At 71.5% G+C, this 18,258-nt stretch carries 20 protein-coding genes; 15 read left to right on the top strand and 5 right to left on the bottom strand.

Features of this window, described 5'->3' with window-relative positions:
* Positions 1-59 precede the first annotated feature (59 nt).
* Both JAO84_RS20585 and JAO84_RS20580 read right to left on the bottom strand, forming a co-directional pair.
* Positions 60-1,226 carry a methyltransferase domain-containing protein gene (locus JAO84_RS20585; RefSeq protein ID WP_370414193.1) on the bottom strand — a complete coding sequence of 389 codons (1,167 nt, stop codon included), beginning with the start codon at positions 1,224-1,226 and terminating at the stop codon, positions 60-62.
* A 3-nt stretch (positions 1,227-1,229) separates the two neighbouring features.
* Entirely contained in the window at positions 1,230-1,715 is a 486-nt protein-coding gene (locus JAO84_RS20580; protein ID WP_370414192.1) for a hypothetical protein, read from the bottom strand.
* Positions 1,716-1,879: 164 nt separating this feature from the next.
* Between JAO84_RS20580 and JAO84_RS20575 the strand changes: the two genes are divergently transcribed.
* From JAO84_RS20575 to JAO84_RS20550, 6 genes are all read left to right on the top strand, one after another.
* Positions 1,880-2,983: an XRE family transcriptional regulator gene (locus JAO84_RS20575; protein ID WP_370414191.1), complete on the top strand. Its 1,104-nt coding sequence runs from the start codon at positions 1,880-1,882 to the stop codon at positions 2,981-2,983.
* A 15-nt stretch (positions 2,984-2,998) separates the two neighbouring features.
* Positions 2,999-3,577, top strand: coding sequence for an HD family hydrolase (locus JAO84_RS20570; protein WP_370414190.1), 579 nt, complete (start codon positions 2,999-3,001; stop codon positions 3,575-3,577).
* A 26-nt stretch (positions 3,578-3,603) separates the two neighbouring features.
* Positions 3,604-4,497 (top strand): glycosyltransferase family 2 protein, encoded by an 894-nt coding sequence (locus JAO84_RS20565; protein ID WP_370414189.1) that lies wholly within the window; start codon positions 3,604-3,606, stop codon positions 4,495-4,497.
* 389 nt (positions 4,498-4,886) lie between these two features.
* A complete protein-coding gene (locus JAO84_RS20560) occupies positions 4,887-5,603 on the top strand; it encodes a helix-turn-helix domain-containing protein (protein WP_370414188.1) in 717 nt (238 codons plus the stop codon).
* A 79-nt stretch (positions 5,604-5,682) separates the two neighbouring features.
* Positions 5,683-6,189: a DinB family protein gene (locus JAO84_RS20555; protein WP_370414187.1), complete on the top strand. Its 507-nt coding sequence runs from the start codon at positions 5,683-5,685 to the stop codon at positions 6,187-6,189.
* Between the two features lie 62 nt (positions 6,190-6,251).
* Positions 6,252-6,719, top strand: a complete 468-nt coding sequence (locus tag JAO84_RS20550) for a hypothetical protein (RefSeq protein WP_370414186.1) — start codon at positions 6,252-6,254, stop codon at positions 6,717-6,719.
* A gap of 69 nt (positions 6,720-6,788) precedes the next feature.
* On the opposite strand, the gene JAO84_RS20545 is transcribed toward JAO84_RS20550, so the two are convergent.
* The 3 genes from JAO84_RS20545 to JAO84_RS20535 form a co-directional block, all read right to left on the bottom strand.
* Positions 6,789-7,832 (bottom strand): SGNH/GDSL hydrolase family protein, encoded by a 1,044-nt coding sequence (locus JAO84_RS20545; protein ID WP_370414185.1) that lies wholly within the window; start codon positions 7,830-7,832, stop codon positions 6,789-6,791.
* Between the two features lie 366 nt (positions 7,833-8,198).
* Positions 8,199-8,894: a copper homeostasis protein CutC gene (locus tag JAO84_RS20540; RefSeq protein ID WP_370414184.1), complete on the bottom strand. Its 696-nt coding sequence runs from the start codon at positions 8,892-8,894 to the stop codon at positions 8,199-8,201.
* Positions 8,895-8,959: 65 nt separating this feature from the next.
* Positions 8,960-9,943 carry a hypothetical protein gene (locus JAO84_RS20535; protein ID WP_370414183.1) on the bottom strand — a complete coding sequence of 328 codons (984 nt, stop codon included), beginning with the start codon at positions 9,941-9,943 and terminating at the stop codon, positions 8,960-8,962.
* 191 nt (positions 9,944-10,134) lie between these two features.
* On the opposite strand from JAO84_RS20535, the gene JAO84_RS20530 reads away from it, so the two are divergent.
* From JAO84_RS20530 to JAO84_RS20490, 9 genes are all read left to right on the top strand, one after another.
* Positions 10,135-10,425: a heavy-metal-associated domain-containing protein gene (locus JAO84_RS20530; protein ID WP_265863753.1), complete on the top strand. Its 291-nt coding sequence runs from the start codon at positions 10,135-10,137 to the stop codon at positions 10,423-10,425.
* Positions 10,426-10,536: 111 nt separating this feature from the next.
* On the top strand, positions 10,537-12,810 hold the full coding sequence (locus tag JAO84_RS20525; RefSeq protein ID WP_370414182.1) for a heavy metal translocating P-type ATPase: 2,274 nt from the start codon (positions 10,537-10,539) through the stop codon (positions 12,808-12,810).
* Between the two features lie 92 nt (positions 12,811-12,902).
* Positions 12,903-13,184, top strand: coding sequence for a metal-sensitive transcriptional regulator (locus JAO84_RS20520; RefSeq protein WP_265863751.1), 282 nt, complete (start codon positions 12,903-12,905; stop codon positions 13,182-13,184).
* Positions 13,185-13,353: 169 nt separating this feature from the next.
* The gene (locus JAO84_RS20515; RefSeq protein ID WP_370414181.1) at positions 13,354-13,728 is read left to right on the top strand and encodes a BlaI/MecI/CopY family transcriptional regulator; all 375 of its coding nucleotides are present in this window, start codon (positions 13,354-13,356) and stop codon (positions 13,726-13,728) included.
* Positions 13,725-14,636 (top strand): M56 family metallopeptidase, encoded by a 912-nt coding sequence (locus JAO84_RS20510; RefSeq protein WP_370414180.1) that lies wholly within the window; start codon positions 13,725-13,727, stop codon positions 14,634-14,636. Before JAO84_RS20515 ends, JAO84_RS20510 begins: the two co-directional genes overlap by 4 nt.
* Before the next feature lie 228 nt (positions 14,637-14,864).
* Entirely contained in the window at positions 14,865-15,224 is a 360-nt protein-coding gene (locus JAO84_RS20505) for a GNAT family N-acetyltransferase (RefSeq protein WP_370414179.1), read from the top strand.
* A 239-nt stretch (positions 15,225-15,463) separates the two neighbouring features.
* A complete protein-coding gene (locus tag JAO84_RS20500) occupies positions 15,464-16,354 on the top strand; it encodes a cyclopropane-fatty-acyl-phospholipid synthase family protein (protein WP_370414178.1) in 891 nt (296 codons plus the stop codon).
* A 148-nt stretch (positions 16,355-16,502) separates the two neighbouring features.
* Positions 16,503-16,955, top strand: coding sequence for a Fur family transcriptional regulator (locus JAO84_RS20495; RefSeq protein WP_370414177.1), 453 nt, complete (start codon positions 16,503-16,505; stop codon positions 16,953-16,955).
* Between the two features lie 97 nt (positions 16,956-17,052).
* Entirely contained in the window at positions 17,053-18,087 is a 1,035-nt protein-coding gene (locus JAO84_RS20490) for a LuxR C-terminal-related transcriptional regulator (RefSeq protein WP_370414176.1), read from the top strand.
* Positions 18,088-18,258: the final 171 nt, after the last annotated feature.

Genomic DNA, 18,258 nt, shown 5'->3' with positions numbered 1-18,258 from the left:
CAAACGGGGGCCGAAGCCCGGTCGACCGGTTAATCCCCGAGGCGCTCCGGGCCCGGTCGTCATCGCGCACCGGGAAGAAGGCATCCAGGGTGGTCCAGCCAAGGTGTGGCGCCGTACAGGGTCACCGTGAGGCCGAAACGGTCGAGCCCTGGGCGGCCGCGCGCCTCCCACCAGGCGTACGCGAGCTCCACGGAGTCCCACAGGCGCCGGCCCCCTTGCTGGTAGACCTCACCAGCCCCTCCGGCTCCGTCCGGCCACCGAACGGCGGCCCAGGACCGGTCCGTGAGCGAGTAGAACCACGCGGCCGGCACTCCGTCGGCGTCGGTGTGGGTGGTGTGGGCGATGTCGGGTACGGCGTGGCTGAGGGCGAACGCTGCGTCGGCAAGCCGATCGGGCCGCAGGCCGGTCCTTGCCGGAGCGGGCCAGTCCGTCACGTACGCCTCGCCGTCCGGCCACCCCAGCCGGTGCGACCGCGCCTTCATGAACTCCACCGGAGCCAGGAAGCGCCCCGAGGCCGTGCCGTCGGCGTGCACCGTGAGGCGGACGACCGCGTCACGGTTGCTGTAGTGGGTCCCGTACGGCACGACGATCACTCCGCCCGCTCGGATCTGCCCCAGCCAGGCGGCGGGGACGGCACGCACTCCGAACGTGCACAGCAGCCGGTCGTACGGCGCTTCGCCGGGGTACCCGGCGAGCGCGTCCCCGACGCCGATGGTGACGTCATGCAGCCCCTGGCTGCTCAGCCGTTCGCGGGCGGCGGCCGAGACACCCCCGTCGACCTCGACCGTGGTGACCTTGCGCGCACCACACCGATGCGCGAGCCGCGCGGCGGTCTCTCCCGTACCGGTGCCGGCGTCGAGCACGGTCATGCCCGCGTCCACGTCGAGAGCGGCGAGCAGCCGGTGCACGACGGTGGGCTGCGACGAGGACGACGTGGGTACGGAGCCGGGCTCGTCGCCGCCGCGGTGCTCGCCGTCGTCCCACTGCGTGACGATCGGCAGGTCGGAGTCGGCGTATCCGTACCAGGCGGCGGGGTCGGTACGGCGGTCGACCGCCGTGGTGGTGGTGGTCGCGGGGACGAACGGCCACATCACGTCGGGCAGGAATGCGGCCCGGTCGACGGCTGCGAAGGTCGACACCCAGTCCGTACTCAACGCGCCGGACGCGATGAGGCGGCGCCCCAGCTCGGTACGGCCGGGGCGCTCCTGGTGCGCGGGCACGGTCATGCCCTACCGGTGCTTTCCGCCGCCGGAGGGCGTGCTGGTGTCGGGGTTGGACGGGGGCGGCGGAGGCGGCGTCGAGATCGGCGCCGATCCGCCACTGTGACCCCCGCCCCCGCCTCCGCCTCCGCTTCCGCCTCCTCCACCGCTGCCGTTTCCCTTGTCGTCGGCCATCTTGGGCTTCCCTTCGTCGCTTCTGCGGATGTTGTCTGCCGCGGCCGTCCACTCGACGCCGTTCCCACCCCGGATGTGCGCGATGCGCACCACCCGCCCGTCGTCGTGCAGTTCATGCGTGACGGCGGTGAGCTCCCCCTCGGCCCCGCTGGCCGTGTCCCGAACGCGAGTGCCCAGCAGCGGATGCCGCTCGTACCCGTCCGGCCTGACGGCGTACGCCCCCGCCGCCTCGGCCCGCCGCATGAACCGCACCCACCCGGATGCGGCCCGCATGCGGAGGGCGCGGCTGGGGGCGCCGGGGGGCGGGTCGAACGCGGTCATGCTGTCTACTCCTCTCCTACGACGTGTTCGGGGTCGACTGCTCAACACCCGTGACCTGTATGGATGCTGTTCGTTTCCACGACTTGAACGTACGGTCGGTCCGGGCACGGTAGGACTGACCAGCAGTACGTGTTGGAGGACGGAACGTTCTCGGGGAGCAGCTCATGGCGGTGACACCGCCCGCACGGAGGCGTACGAGCACTGGAGCGGTCACGGGCTTCGTGCTGCGGTTGGCGCGGGAAAGCATTCCGCAGACGCAACTGTCGTTGGCCGAGGCCCTGGAGGTTGATCTCGGCACGATGCAGGGCTGGGAGTCGGGAAGACGCCCGCTGGCGAACATGAAGGCCGGCGCGTTGTTGAGCCTCCGGCGTCGGCTGTCCGCCCTGGGGGCGGACCCGGCGGTCGTGGGGTGGCTGGATTCCGCGATGGACGCCGATCAGATCATCGCTGCCGCCCTGGAGCCGACCGGAGACATCAGTCTGCACCCACTGGCGGCATGGGTTCACACCCGTGACACGGCGCACATGCTGGCCTGGGCCTTGACCGGGGTGTCACCACCGGGCCTGACCGACCGCGCGCCTCTTCCTCGCCGTGGACCCGTCGCAGCCGGACCCCTGCTGGCGTCGGCGGACCGTGTCCAGTTCTTTCAGCACTTACGAGCGACTGCCGAGGCAGCGCGTTCGGGGTCTGGTGGAAGCACTCTGCTCCACCGCCAGGCGCTCTACCTCGCCTCGTACGACCGAGGCCCCGAGTCGGCCTCGTGGACGGCACACGCCCTGCACGCCCGCCGGGGCGTACTCGCCACGCGAGGATGGTCGGAGAGCTGGGCGGAAGCCCGATCGACAGCGACGGCACTGGCTCGGCTGGGAGATCCTCAGCCGCTGCTCGACTTCATCGAACGCTCCCTGGCCGACGACGACACGGCGGAGGCCGCGAACCTCAACTACTGGGCCTACTGGCTCGGCGGCGTACGACTTCCGCAGGCCGATGACCGGTTCATGCAGGACCGTGAGCTCAGCGGATGGGATCCAGTCACCCTGCTCCGCGGGCTGACGTACGGAATGCACCACGCCCCCGGCTACGTCGACCTGTACATCCACACCCTGTGGGCCCTGCTGACCACCCATCCATGGCTACCTCAGGCCTCACCCCGACTCGCCCACGACCTGGCCGGCCGTGTGGCACAGGTGCTCGACGAGCGTGGCACCTCCGAAAGGTCCCGTCGCGAACTCCACACCGTGCATTACGTTTTGCTTGATCGCACCTGACACGGAGGTCACCGCATGGCAGACGAGACCGCGTACGCCGAGGGCACGGCCGGGTTCCTGTTCGAGATGGGCGTGCTGAAGAACGCGAAGCGCACCGGGTGGTGGTTCACCGGGAACAACAATCCCGAGTCGATCGCCGAGCACTCGTTCCGCGTGGGGATCATCGGGGCCGTGCTGGCCATGATGGAAGGCGTGGATCCGGCGAAGGTCGCCCTGATGTGCCTGTTCCACGACACGCAGGAGACGCGGATCGGCGACATCCCGCACATCGGCCGCCGCTATCTCGACGCCGCCGCCAACCAGACCGTCACCGCCGACCAGGTGTCCGCCGCGCATCCGGCGGTACGGGACGGGGTGAAGCGGGTGGTCGAGGAGTACGAGGCGAAGGAGTCGGCCGAGGCGGTGGTGGCCAGGGACGCGGACAAGCTGGAGTGCCTGGTGCAGGCTGTGGAGTACCGGGCGCAGGGGAACACGCTGGTCCAGGACTGGATCGACACGTCACTGAACAGCCTGAAGACGGCGTCCGCGCGCGAACTCGCCGAGGCGGCGCTGACGATGTCCCCGCTGGAGTGGCGGCAGACCTTCCTGCACTGAGCACGCGATACCTCGGAAGCGCGGACATGGACATGGACCCATCGCGAAGGAGCGTCTCGCTCGGCGTCGTCGTGCTCACGATGGGCGATCGGGAGCGGGAGCTTGAGGCGCTCCTTGAGTCGGTCGCGGCGCAGGAGGGGGATGCGGCGGCGGTCGTCGTTCTCGGGCAGGGGGTAGGGCTGCCGGAGCTGCCCGCCGGGGTGGCGGGCGTCGAACTGGCGGAGAACCTGGGGATTCCGGGAGGGCGGAACGCCGGGGTGCGGTGGTTGCGGGAGCGTGGGGGCGTGGATGTGGTGGTGGTCCTCGATGACGACGGGCTGTTGCCGAGGACGGACACGCTGCGGCTCGTGCGGGAGGCCTTCGCCGGGAATCCGCGGCTGGGGGTGGTGGGTTTCCGGATCGTCGATGAGGAGGGGCGGACGCTGCGCAGGCATGTGCCGCGGCTGGGTGGTGCGGATCCGGCGGAGTCGGGGCCCGTCACGACGTACCTGGGCGGCGCGCATGCGATCCGTATGAGCGTGATCGAGGAAGTCGGCGACTTCCCGGCGGAGTTCTTCTACGCGCACGAGGAGACGGACTTCGCGTGGCGCGCGCTCGACGCGGGGTGGGAGATCCACTACCGGACGGACCTGCTGCTCCGGCACCCCCGCACGGAGGCGTCACGACACGCCGTCTACTACCGGAACACGGGCCGGAACCGCGTGTGGCTCGCCAAGCGCCGGCTTCCCGCCGTGCTGGTGCCGGTGTATCTCGCCTCGTGGGCGGCGTACACCCTGGTCCAGCGGCCGCCGCTGCACGGGCTCAGGGCGTGGTGGGCGGGGTTCTTCGAAGGGGTGCGTGTGCCGTGCCCGCCGAGGCGGCCAATGCGGTGGCGGACGGTGTGGCGGATGGCTCGGCTCGGGCGGCCTCCGGTGATCTGACGACGTCCCGGCCGGGACGTGGCCGGGCGCGTCCCGGGGATGCTCGACTCCCTTAATAGGTAAGTACTGAGGGAGAGAAGAACTCCCCAAACCGACCCCCTCCGTCCCCCAACTGGCCATCCCACACGATCGGGTGACAGATAGTCCGGAACTCGGACAGGTGCGGTACGGTCGGCCTCGACAACGGCATATGCAACAACTCGGCCCCCGGCAGGACGGCAATCCTGACCGAGGGCCTACCGATTAGGAAGACAGACCCCTTCCCAATGGATGTTTCGAAGTCTAACGCGGGCACGCCCGCGTCTCCCGCTCCGTTCGAGATCCCCGCCGACGCGCCACGCTCAGGAGTGATCCACGTACGGCACCGGCACCGCGCGCGGTTCACCGTCGTGGGGAACGACCTCCTCCAGCATCCGACGCTCTCGGGGCTCGCGATCGGGCTCGGGGGCCACATCCAGTCGCTGCCGGACGGTGCCGACGCGTCCGTGAAGCGGCTGACGCTGCGCTTCCGTGAGGGCGAGATCTCGATTCGGCGGGCGCTCAACGAGCTGGTGGCGGAAGGGTACTTGGAGCGGAGGCGGGTGGCGCTCGGAGGTGGGCGGTTCGCCACGCGGCTGGTCTGGTACGACAAGCCCGGGGCCGTACGGGAAGCCTCAGCGCCCCCGCCCGCGCCCCCGGCACCACCCGTACCCGTACCCGTACGGGAAGAAGAACCGCCACCGCCGCCGCCACCGGCCGCGCCGGCCTCCGGGCCCGCCGTCGCAGTGCTCGCGCGGCTGCGGACGGTCGATTCGCGGCTGTTGCTGTCCCGGCGCGACGTGGAGCGGCTGGCGCCCGCCGTCGACGAATGGCTCGGGCTCGGGATCGGCGGCGCGCAGATCACGCGGACGCTCACCACGGCCCTGCCACCCGCGCACGTACCCATTCACCACCCGGCCCGCTTCCTCGCGTACCGGCTCGCCACCCAGCTGCCGCCACCGGCGCCCGCCGAGGAACCGTGGGCGGCGCCGTCGGCCGTACCCCTCGTGAGCTGTGACGGTTGCGAGCGGGCAGTCAGGACGTATGAGGAGCATCCGCTGTGCGAGGAGTGCAGAGAGGCGGCATGAGCGGGCGGCAGATCGGCTGCACATCGGCTCGACGCAAATTGGCTCGACAACGGGCGGCGGCATCAGCGAACCTCGCGCGATGACCAGAATCTCCGACACGCCGTCCGCGTGGGACGAGCGCACGCAGCTCACCACGCTTCTCGACTACGCCCGCGACACCGTCCGCACCAAGTGCGAGGGCCTCTCCGAGGAGAACGCCCGCAAGGCGCTCCTGCCGGGGTCGCCGCTGATGACCATGAGCGGGTTGGTCAACCACCTCCGCTGGGTCGAGTACTGGTGGTTCCAGATCGTCTTCCTCGGCGAGGAGGACCAGGGGCCGTGGACGGAGGAGGACCCCGACCGGGAGATGCGGATCGCCGTCGACTTCCCGCTGGCGCAGCTGCTCGACGAGTACGCCGAGCAGAGCGCCCGCTATCGCGAACTGGTCGCCGCCAACGACCTGGACACGAAGGCCAAGCGCGCCGTCCGCGGCGGCACGCATGTCGATCTGCGCTGGATCCTCCTCCACCTCACCGAGGAGACGGCCCGCCACAACGGCCACCTGGACATCCTGCGCGAGATGCTGGACGGCGCGACCGGCGACTAGACGAGCAGGGCTAGACGAGCAGGGCTTGCCCGCACGCCTGCGCGAGGTCAGAGTTCCACTTCATGATCACTCAGCTAGTGACGCTCGCCGGCGTCCTCGTCGGCGCCCTGACCTCCTTCCTCGCGACGTCCATGGCCGAGCGCACCCGGCATCGGCGGGCCATGGCGACACGTTGGGACGAGCGCAAGCTCACCACTTATATCGAGTACGCCGCGTGCGTGAAGGAGATATCCAGCACGGCCAAACGGGCCCGCTACGCCGCGGAAGGAACGGATGACCAGCGGGAGTTCCTCGCCGCGATGGAGGCGGCCGAGCTGAGGAGGAGCGTGCTGTTCGAGACGCTCGTCCTCCTGGCCTCGCCGGCGGCGATCGAGGCCGCGCACGCGGTCAACCTCACCCTGTGGGAGGTGGAGATCGCGACCCGCGACGGGGGTGGCACTCCCGGCGAAAGCGACCAGAGGCTCATAAAACTGATCAACCGCTATCACGAGCAGGCCCGAGCCGATCTGGGTGTGCCGCACGGCGCCTGACGCGACCTCCCCGAGCATGCGGAGCAGCCCCGGGTCGACGACCCGGGGCTTCGTTCAGGCAAGCGGCACCTAGCGGTTGAGGATCTCCTCGATCTTGGTGGCCACCTGCGCGGCCTGAAGGTCGCGGCCCTTCTCGTTGGGGTGGGCGTACCACGGGAGCTTGGCGCTGCCGAAGATGTCGACCTGGGAGGTCTCAAGGAGGCCGCCGATGCCGCGGTCGGCGCCGTCGCAGGCCGTGTTGGCGCCAGTGGTGGCGTAGAGGTCGACGAAGTCGGCGCCGAATTCGTCGGCGACCTTCTTCATCGTGTCGTTCAGCCGCTTCTGAACCTGGTCAAGGACCGGCAGGGCGTCCTGGGGAACGTCGGCGAACGGCAGCTCCGTCTGATCGGGCGCCGCCGTCTGGCACTTGGTCGTGTCCGCAGGTACGAGCCGGGGGTAGCCGACCAGGACGCGATCCGCGTGGGGTGCGAAGTACCCCACGCGCTCAAGCATCTCCTCCAGGTCGTACTCGACCTGCTCGAACCGGGAGTCCAGCCATTCCTTGCCGTCCCCGGACCCGAAGAACTCGGCGCACTTGGCGGCCGGTTCGTCCGCGTCCACGGGCTCTCCGGGCAGCAGACGGTGCTCGTCGGAGCGCAGCTTGTCGGAGCACTGCTTCAGGATGCGGACGAACCCCACCGTGTTGCCGCCCATGCTGCCCACGACCAGCCGGGTGCTTTCGGCCTTGAGCGCGTCCTGCTGCGGCGGAACCTTCAGGTCGGGGATGAGGGGAAAGGTCTCCTGCTCGGTCCAGAAGTGGTGGACGAGCGCGCCTCCGCAGGAGACGTCCGACTGGACGTCGAGCGTGATGCCCTTGTCCGCGAGGCTCCGGGTGGCGACGGTGGGGTAGTTCTCCTGCGCCTGGAAGCAGAAGGCCCTGTTGGGGTCTTCCTGGTTATTGATAGGCGCGATGCCGAAGTTGGCGGTGTACGAGTCGCCGAAGAAGACGGTCGGTACGGGGTCGGTGGGCGCCGCGGCGGCGCTGCCCGCCGGGCCGGCGAGCGCCAGGCAGCTGCCCAGCGCGACGGCTGCGGCGGCGAGGCGTCGGGTGAGGGTGGTACTCGTCGACGACATGGCTGTGCCCTTTCATCGGTACGCACGGGAGTGGCACGCAAGATCTGGAACGTTCCGTATTGATTCAGATACGGAGGGTGATCTTCCACTTGTCGCGCACCGCAACCGGGGCTTCTCGGCCAATCTCCGCACAGTTCGTCATCTCGCCTGGTCAGAGCCGGTGAAAGGGGCGCGTGAGCCCGGCGGGGCGGAGGTGATCAGGACCCGAACGAGGAAGGCCCCCCGCCCCTTTACGGGACGAGGGGCGTCGGCGCGCGGCCGGCCGTGTCGTACACGAGGGCGACCGCCGGAGGTGCGTACAGAGACCGGAACGGCTGCTTCCGAACGATCGGCCGGAACTCCGCCTACACGCCACCTACGTGCCGCCTACGCGTCCAGGGCCGCGCGCCACTCCCGTACCGCGGCCACCGACACCGGGGCCGTCCAGCCGCCCGGGCGGGCCGCGCCGCCGATGTGGAAGGCGTCGAGGCCGGCGGCGCGGAGCTCGGGCAGGTGGTCGAGGCGGAGGCCGCCGCCGACGAGGATCTGCGGCTCGTAGCCGGGTTCACCGGTGCGGGCCCGGGCGGCCTCGGCCTTGAGGGTGGCGAGGCCGTCGTCGACGCCGGTGGCCGCGCCCGCCGTGAGGTACGTGTCGAGGCCGGGCAGGTCCGCGAGCTGCTTGCGCAGCGCGTCGCGGTCGGCGGCCCGGTCGACGGCGCGGTGGAAGGTCCAGCGGCAGCCGTCGATGACGGCGATCAGCCGCTCGACCGCGACCAGGTCCGGATCGCCGTCGGGGGTGAGGAAGCCGAGCACGAACTCGGTCGCGCCCGCCTCGCGGAGCTCGGCGGCCCGCCGTACGAGCGCCTCGATGTCACCCGCCGCGAAACCGTCCGTCAGCCTCAGCATCACGCGCAGCGGGATGTCCACCGCGGCGCGGATCGCCTTGAAGCCGGTCGTGGACGGGGTGAGCCCGTCCGCCGCCATGTCGGTGACCAGCTCGAGGCGGTCCGCCCCACCGGCCTGGGCAGCGACCGCGTCCTCCTCGTCGAGGGCGATCACCTCCAGCACTGCACGGTTGCTCATCGAGTCCGTTCCTCCATGGATCGCACGACGCCGCCTACAGGTCTAGTCCAATGTTCGGGACCAGACTAGCCGTGCGCGTGGGCTCCCGCATCGTGTCCCGCGTCGTGCCCCGCCTCGGACGGCGCCGGGAGAGCCGTACCCGCACCTCCGGCCCGTACGGTGAAGGCCGCCGTACGGACCTTCCCCTCGTGCTGGAAGTCGAGGAAGAGGCGGTACGTGCCGGAGCTCGGCGCGGTCGCGGTGAACGAGACGTCGGGTCCGGGGCCGCCCGCGTTCGGGTGGACGTGCAGGTAGGCGAGGTCGCCTTCGCGCAGCGCGACCAGGTGGCCGTAGGCGCCGAGGTAGGGCTCCAGGTTCGTCACCGGCTTGCCGGCCTTGGTGACGGTGAGCCGCAGCTCGCCCGCCTTGCCCGGGTCGAGGGTGCCGCCGAGGCGCACCTGGTAGCCGTCGACGTCGGCGGTCGGGTTCACCGGCGGCATGGGCTTCGGGGCGTACGCGCCGGGCACGGACAGGTCCACGCCGAGCGTGACCCCCTTCGCGCCCTTCGCGCCCTTGTCGGCCGGCTTGAAGTCGGCGAACGCCTTGTACGCGCCGGCCGCCGGCAGGTCCGCGTCCACGGTCCAGGTGCCGTCGACGGCCTTCACCGGGTGCAGGTGGCGGAAGACGGTGAGGTCGCGCGAGGCGACGATGAAGTGCAGTTCCTTGCCGTGCTCCGTGGTGAACGCGGTGACCTTCTTGCCGGCCGCGTCCTTGATGGCGAACTTCAGGGTGCTGCGGCCGACCGCCGGGGTCGGGGTGTCGAGGGCGAGGGTGTAGCCGCCCTCGGAGACCTGCAGGCCGCCGGCGGCGGGTGCGCTCGCCGCGCCCTCGGCGTGACCGGCATGTCCCTCCGCGGCCCCCTCGCCCTTCGGCGCCGCCTCCGCGTGGCCGCCGTGCTCGGCCTTCTTCGGCTCGTCGACCGGTCCGACGCCCTTGCCGACCCCGTACGCGGTCCCGAAGGTCGCGGCGAGCGCGGCGGCAAAGGCAGTGATCTTCACTCCGGTGTTCATGGCTGCTCTCCCGTACGTGGGGTGGCTGGGTTCTTCACCTTCAATGCACCTCACCATACCCCTGGGGGGTATCAAGTCAAGTCGAATCCGTACTTGCACGGGATACGGGAGGGGGGTATACATGGACTCACACCAATACCCCCCGAGGGTATCCACCGGGCCCAAGCGGGTCACTGACGACGGAGGACGACATGGGTTCCTGCTGCACCCCCGACAACAGCTGCCACACCAACGCCGCCGAGGCGACCACGGCCACCGCCGTCGCCGACGCCACCACCACGGTCTACGCCGTCACCGGCATGACCTGCGGCCACTGCAAGACCGCCATCACCAACTCCGTCAGCGCGCTCGACGGCGTCATCTCCGTGGACGTCGACGTGGCCGGCGGCCTGGTGACCGTCACCACCGGCGGCGCGCCCGACGACGCCGCCATCGCCGCGGCGGTCGACGACGCCGGCTACGAGCTGACCGGCCGCGCCTGACCGACCGGCTCGACCGGCGCGCCGCCCGCGCCCACCGGCCGCCGGGGCTCGCCCACCACGCCCGGGCCCCGGCCCCCGACCCGTACCACGCGAGGAACGAGGAGCAGCCTCATGACAACGACGACCCCCGGCACCGCCCAGGTCGAGCTCGCCATCGGCGGCATGACCTGCGCCTCGTGCGCGGCCCGGATCGAGAAGAAGCTCAACCGCATGGACGGGGTCGAGGCCACCGTCAACTACGCGACCGAGAAGGCGAAGGTCACCTTCGACGCCGACATCGACGTCTCCGAGCTCATCGCGACCGTCGAGGCCACCGGCTACACCGCCAAGGAGCCGGAGCCGCCGAGGACCGAGACCCCCGGCGCCGGTGCCGCCGACGGGCCCACCGACGAGGAGAGGGCCGACGCCGAGCTGCGGCCGCTGAAGCAGCGGCTGATCACCGCCGTCGCCCTGGCCGTACCCGTCATCGCCATGGCGATGATCCCGGCCCTGCAGATCGAGTACTGGCAGTGGCTGAGCCTCACGCTCGCCGCGCCGGTCGTCGTCTACGCCGCCTGGCCCTTCCACCGCGCCGCCTGGACCAACGCCAAGCACGGCGCCGCGACCATGGACACGCTGATCTCGGTCGGCACCATCGCCGCGTTCCTGTGGTCGCTGTGGGCGCTGTTCTTCGGCACCGCCGGCACCCCCGGCATGACGCACCCCTTCGAGTTCACCATCGCCCGCACCGACGGCGCCGGGAACATCTACCTGGAGGCCGCGGCCGGCGTCACCGCCTTCATCCTGGCCGGCCGCTACTTCGAGGCCCGCTCCAAGCGCAAGGCGGGCGCCGCGCTCAAGGCGCTGATGCAGCTGGGCGCGAAGGAGGTGACCGTCCTCCAGGGCGGCCGCGAGGTCACCGTACCGACCGCCGAACTCCAGGTCGGGATGCGCTTCCTGGTCCGCCCCGGCGAGAAGATCGCCACCGACGGCACCGTCGTCGAGGGCTCCTCCGCCGTCGACGCCTCCATGCTCACCGGCGAGTCCGTGCCGGTCGAGGTCGGCGTCGGCGACGCCGTCACCGGCGCCACCCTGAACGCCGGCGGCCGCCTCGTCGTCGAGGCCACCCGCGTCGGCTCCGACACCCAGCTCGCCCGCATGGCCAAGCTCGTCGAGGACGCCCAGAACGGCAAGGCCGCCGCCCAGCGCCTCGCCGACAAGATCTCCGCCGTCTTCGTGCCGATCGTCATCGCGCTCTCGCTCGGCACCCTCGGCTTCTGGCTCGGCACCGGGCAGGGCCTCACCGCCGCCTTCACCGCCGCCGTCGCCGTACTGATCATCGCCTGCCCCTGCGCCCTCGGCCTCGCCACCCCGACCGCCCTCATGGTCGGCACCGGCCGCGGCGCCCAGCTCGGCATCCTGATCAAGGGCCCCGAGGTCCTGGAGACCACCCGCAAGGTCGACACCATCGTCCTGGACAAGACCGGCACCGTCACCACCGGCCGGATGACCCTCATCAAGGTCCACACCGCCGCCGGTACGGACGAGACCGACGTCCTGCGCCTCGCCGGCGCCCTGGAGCACTCCTCCGAGCACCCGATCGCCCAGGCCGTCGCCACCGGCGCCGCCGCCAAGGTCGGCACCCTGCCCACCCCCGAGGACTTCGCCAACATCCCCGGACTCGGCGTCCAGGGCGTCGTCGACGGCCACGCCGTCCTCGTCGGCCGCGAGAAGCTCCTCCAGGAATGGGCCATGGAGCTCACCCCGTCCCTCCGGGCCGCCAAGGAGGCCGCCGAGGCCGCCGGCAAGACCGCCATCGCGGTCGCCTGGGACGGCGAGGCCCGCGCGGTCCTCGAAGTCGCCGACGCCGTCAAGGAGACCAGCGCCGAGGCCATCCGCCGGCTGCGCGCCCTCGGCCTCACCCCGATCCTGCTCACCGGCGACAACAAGGCCGTCGCCGAGGCCGTCGCCGCCGAGGTCGGCATCGACGAGGTGATCGCCGAGGTCATGCCGCAGGACAAGGTCGACGTCGTCAAGCGCCTTCAGGACGAGGGGCGTTCGGTCGCCATGGTCGGCGACGGCGTCAACGACGCCGCCGCGCTCGCCCAGGCCGACCTGGGGCTGGCCATGGGCACGGGTACGGACGCCGCGATCGAGGCCGGCGACCTGACCCTCGTACGGGGCGACCTGCGGGCCGCGGCCGACGCCATCCGGCTCTCCCGCAAGACCCTCGGCACCATCCGCTCGAACCTCTTCTGGGCCTTCGCCTACAACGTGGCCGCCCTGCCGCTCGCCGCGGCCGGACTGCTCAACCCGATGATCGCCGGCGCCGCCATGGCCTTCTCCTCGGTCTTCGTGGTCGGCAACAGCCTCCGGCTGCGCGGCTTCCAGGCCGCCGACAAGTAACACCCCGCAACACCCCGCGATACCCCGTAACACCCCTTGCAGCGCCGAGATCTGACGTGACGTGATGTGACGTACTGACGGGAGAGGCCGCCGTGGCCGGTTACGTACAGCAGAAGGAAGACATCATCAGACGCCTCCGGCGCATCGAGGGACAGGTCCGGGGGGTGCAGCGGATGGTCGACGAGGACACCTACTGCATCGACGTCCTGACCCAGGTCTCCGCGATCAACGCGGCCCTCCAGTCCTGCGCGGTGGCCCTCCTCGACGAGCACCTCAGCTGCTGCGTCACGGAGGCCATCGAGGCCGGCGGAGACCAGGCCAAGGTCAAGGTCGGCGAGGCGTCGAAGGCGATCGCACGCCTGATCCGGACCTGATCCGGACCTGGTCGGGGTCCGATCCGGACCTGACGTACTTCCGAGGGCGGTTCCGGACAGGGGCCGCCCTCCGGGCCGTCCACCCACATGCGTCATACCCCTAGGGGGTATACCTGAGCGGGTGTGGCGGCCCGTACGATGAGCCGCCCGGAGCGGGGAGGGGATGCACGTGCGCCGGCTGGGAGAGCTGGAGGCCGAGATCATGGACCGGCTGTGGGCCTGGCAGCGGCCCGCCACGGTCCGCGAGATCGTCGACGACATCAATCTGGGGCGCCGGGTCGCCTACACGACGGTGATGACCGTCGCGGACATACTCCACCGCAAGGGCTGGCTGCGCCGCGAGAAGTCGGGCCGGGCCTGGCTGTACGAGCCGGTGCGCAGCCGCGAGGAGTACACCGCCGGGCTCATGCAGGACGCGCTCGGCGACAGCCAGGACCGACCCGCCGCGCTGCTCCGCTTCGTGGAGACCATCTCCGACGAGGACATGGCGGCCCTCGACGCGGCGCTGCGCACCGCCCGCCGCGCCCAGGACGTGGACCGATGAACCACCACACCCTGCCGCCGCTCGGCCTCCTCCTCTGCACCGGCTTCCTCGTCCCCTGGCTGCTCGTGCGGGCCCGCTGGGCGCAGCAGGTGCCGCGGCTCGCGCTCGCGGTGTGGGTGGCGAGCGGCGTGCTGTTCACCGGTTCGGCCGCGCTGCTGCCGGCCCAGCTGATCCTGCCGAGCGCGACCGGCCACCGGCTCAGCGACGCGCTGTTCGCGCTCCGGCTGCCGACCGCCGAGGAGTTCGTGCAGTTCACGGCCCTCGAGTACACCGCCCTCGGCATCGCCCTCGGCGTGTTCGCCGTCCCGGTCACCGGTTTCGTACGGGTGCTGCTGCGGGCGCGCCGGCAGCGCGGCCGGCACGCCGAGACCCTGCGTCTGGTCGGGCGGTACGACGCGGGGCTCGGCGTCACCGTCCTGGAGCACGAGCGGCCCGCCGTCTACTGCCTGCCCGGCCGCTCGCGCCGCGTGGTGGTGTCGTCCGGCGCCCTCGACGCCCTGACCGGACCGCAGTTGGCCGCCGCCCTCGCGCACGAGCGGGCGCACATCGCGGGCCGGCACCATCTGCTGGTCGCGGCGGTGGAGGCGTTCGCCGCGGCGTTCCGGCATCTGCCGCTGGCCCGACACGGCAGCACCGCCGTGCCCCTGCTGCTCGAAATGGCCGCGGACGACCGGGCGTTGCGCCGTTGCTCGCGCGACGCGCTGGCCACCGCGCTGTACGCACTGGCCTCGGGACGGGCACCACGGCAGGCCTTCGGCGCCGGCGGACCCTCGGCCGCGCTGCGCATGCGCCGCATCCTCACCCCCCACAGCGCCGGGCATCCGGTGCTGTGGGGACTGGCGACGATCGCGGCGGCCGGCCTCGCGGCCGCCCCGCTCATCATCGCCTGCTGCTCGTTCCCGAATTAATTACTAAGGGAATTCGTAGATTTCACATCGGTCACACTCCGTACGAATTCCCGGCTATTGTGGGTATGTTGGCGTTCAGCTCGGCACGTCGAAGGGTACGAACCAATGCAGCTGGCGGACGTGCGGGCGGCGGAAGCCGCCGACGCGACGACGATATCCAGGCTGCTTGCGGAGTGCATTCGGGACAGTTACGCGGAAATACTCGGCGAAATCCCCACCCGTCGGCTCGTGTCCGCGCAATGCGCACTCCCCCGTATCCGCGCGGAAATTGAAATTCCCGGCGGGGCGCCCGGCTGGCTCGGCTGGCTGGTGGCGGCGGGGCCGGACGGCACCCTGCTCGGCGCGGTGGCCGGCGGCGTGCCCGTACCGGGCGAGGGCGAGCTGTACGCGCTCGCGGTGCTCCCCGGATCCCGCCGCGCCGGCATCGGTACGGCCCTGCTCGCCGCGACGAGCGAGCGGATGCGGGCCTACGGGGCCACCGAGCAGCGGCTCACCCTCCCCGCGGACCCCGACCCCTCGCTCCCCTTCTACGAGCGGAGCGGCTTCGTGGCCCTCGACGGCGGGACCCGGCGGAGCCGCCCGCTCTGAGCCGGCCGCTCTGAACCGCCCGCTCTGAACCGGGGCTCCCCGACAGCCGGCCCCCGGCCCCGGCTCGTACGACTCCTCCGCGCGCCCCCGTGGCAGACACACGCCATCGCGTGTTCACGCCCCCGGATCCGCTGGAACCGGCCATCCGCCGCAGGTCAGGATGGAGCCCAGCGGCGCGGCCCCGGCGGCACGGGTGCCCCGCCCGGACGGCACGGACCGAGCGAGCCCCTGGAGGAGCGATGCACACACCGAGCGGCACTTCCCTGCCCGTCGTGCCCGTGCCCGCACCGCTCGCCCCGGTCCTGCCGTCCCGATACGACCTGCCCGCCCCCGGCGCCGGGATCCGACTCCCGTCCGACACCCTTCCCGGACTGGAATCCGTCTCCCCCGGCGACGAGGACTCGGTCTGGCTGCACGACGCGCTCCTCGGCCCGCACAGCGCCGACATCGTCCGGTACCTCGGTCTCGCCCGGTCCACCGGCGGCCCCGTTCTCGATCTCGGCTCCGGCGCCGGACGGCTCGCCGTCCCCTTCGCCCGGCACGGCTTCGCCGTGGAGGCCGTGGACCGGGACGGCCCCGCCCTGGAGCGCCTCGAGAACTGGGCCCGGCGCATCGGTCCGCAGGTCGCCGGGCTCGTCGTGACCACCAAGGCCGACCTCTCGGAGCTGCGGCTCGACGGCGACTACCGGCTCGCGCTGCTCGCGGGCGCGATGGTCTCCGCCGTACCGCCGCAGGCACGGCCCCGGCTGCTGCGCGAGATCGCCTCGCACCTGGGGGCGGGCGGTGCGCTCGCGCTCGACTACACGGCCCATCTACTGCCCGGCCTGGTCGCCGATCCGCAGCGCACCTGGGCCTTCCAGGTGCCGCGCTTCGACGGCATCGACGAGTGGGTGGTGGCCCGGCAGACCTTCGACCTGCGGACGATGAGCGAGCGGATCACGTACTACTCGGCCCGTACCGGAAAGCTCTCCACCGAGCGGGTCGTGCTCAGCACCGACAAGTGGATCGTGGACGGCGAGCACCTGGCCGCCGAACTCCACTCCGCCGGCCTGCACATCGAGGGCCGCCGCCGGCACCGGATCGACGACCGGACGGAGAGCGTGCTGCTGGTCTGCCGGACGGACGACTGAGCCCCGCTCCCGTACTCACGCCTGGCTCACACCTGGCCGAGGATCCACTGACGCCAGGGATGGGCAAGAGGTACGATGCCCGCAAAGGTTTGGGCCGACCAGACATCGGGCTCCAGGCATCGGATGGCGGGCGGGCGAGGCGGAGAAGATGGCAGTCGTGGAAGAGCTGACGGGCCGCGAGGCCGTGATCCAGCGCCTGCGCGACGTCGGCCTGCGCGTGACCGGTCCGCGCCTCGAGGTGCTCACCGTGCTCGCCGCCGGCGGCCATCTCGACGTGGAGGCGATCACCGCGACCGCCCGCGAGCGGCTCGGCACCCTCACCAGCCAGGCCGTCTACGAGATGCTGCGGCACTTCCAGGAGACCGGCCTGGTCGGCAAGTTCGACCGCCCCGGTCTGCCCGCCGTCTTCGAGATCTCCGGCCCGCCGCACCAGCACGCCCTGTGCCTGCGGTGCGGCCGCGTGGAGAACGTGACGGCCACCGCCCCCGCCCCGCCCCGCGGCAGCCTGCCCGAGTGGCAGGTCAGCGACGCCGAGGTGGTCTTCAAGGGCCTCTGCCCGGACTGCCGGGCCGCCTCGGAGGAAACCGCCGGCGCGGTCTGAATGCGTGTGAACTCCATGCGACACGTTCGATTTTGTGGCAGGGTCTAGCGGGGCGTTTCAACAGGATCCGCGCGATCCGAGGGGAGTCTGCTGCGCCGTGTCCAAAAACGCCGCCGGAGCGCGTACGGGGAGCGAGCAGGCCCTCGCGCTCTACCAGGAGTTGCGCAGCACGACCGGCGAGTCCTTCGACGACGTGGCGCACCGGCTCGACCTCGGCAAGGCCGAACGCGAGCGCTGCCACGAGGAGTTGGTCGCCCTCGGCCTGATCGACGGGGCGAGGGACAAAGCCCCGAGCGGGACCCCCGCCGTCGTCGCCCCTGACATCGCCCTGCTCCGCCTCCTCCAGCACGAGCGCGAGCGCCTGGAGAGCCGGCTCGCCGAGACCAGCCGCGCGCACACCACCCTGGAGACGCTCGCCGGACCGTTCCTGCGGGCCGGCATGGAGCCCGGCTCCGAGGTCGAGGTCGAGATCGTGGAGGATCCGGCCAGGATCGGCCGGGAACTGGCCGACCTGACGAACACCGTGCGAACCTCCGTCCATTCCATGCACACCGGCTCGGTCCGCCGCGAGGAGATGGCCCTCGAACTGGCCCGGGACCGCGACCGGGTGGCCCGCGGCGTGCTCGTCCAGGCCATGTACAGCCACCGGGTGGGCCAGGTGCCCGAGATGATCCAGCACCTCGCCGAGCGGACCGCGCTCGGTGTCGAGGTGCGCCTGTCCGCCGTGGTCCCGATGAACATGGTCCTCGCCGACGAGAACTTCGCCCTGCTCCCCACCGACCCGCACGATCCGGACTCGGCCGCGATCCTGGCCCGCGGCCCGGGCCTGGTCCGCTCCTACCGGGCCCTCTACGACTACTGCTGGCACGCCGCCACCCCGTACGGCCACGAGGAACCGGCCGAGCCCGGCGGCGACGGCCTGTCCGAACAGCAGCGCGCCGCCCTGCGGATGCTCGCGTCCGGCATCAAGGACGAGCAGGTGGCCCGCAACCTGGGCGTCTCGCTGCGCACGGTCAGCCGTCTCATCTCCGAGGTCATGCAGGAACTCGACGCCGCGAGCCGCTTCGAGGCCGGCGTCAAGGCCGCCCGGCTCGGCCTCCTCGACGGCGAGCCGTACGAGCAGTCGACGTAGCCTGATCTTGGGGACGCGGGCGAGCACGGACACCACAGCGCAGGCGAACACGGCGTAGACGGCAAGGCCGAGTCGACGACGAGGGGGGCGGCATGACGACGGCGGACACCCACGCGCCGGAACCCCACGCGCCCCACGCCCGCCACGCACCCCACTCCCCCGCTGCAGCGA

It is taken from the genome of Streptomyces fradiae, assembly GCF_041270065.1.
Classification (GTDB): Bacteria; Actinomycetota; Actinomycetes; order Streptomycetales; family Streptomycetaceae; genus Streptomyces.
Note: the sequence above shows the minus strand (reverse complement) of the source record. Positions and strands in the feature narration are given on the sequence as shown.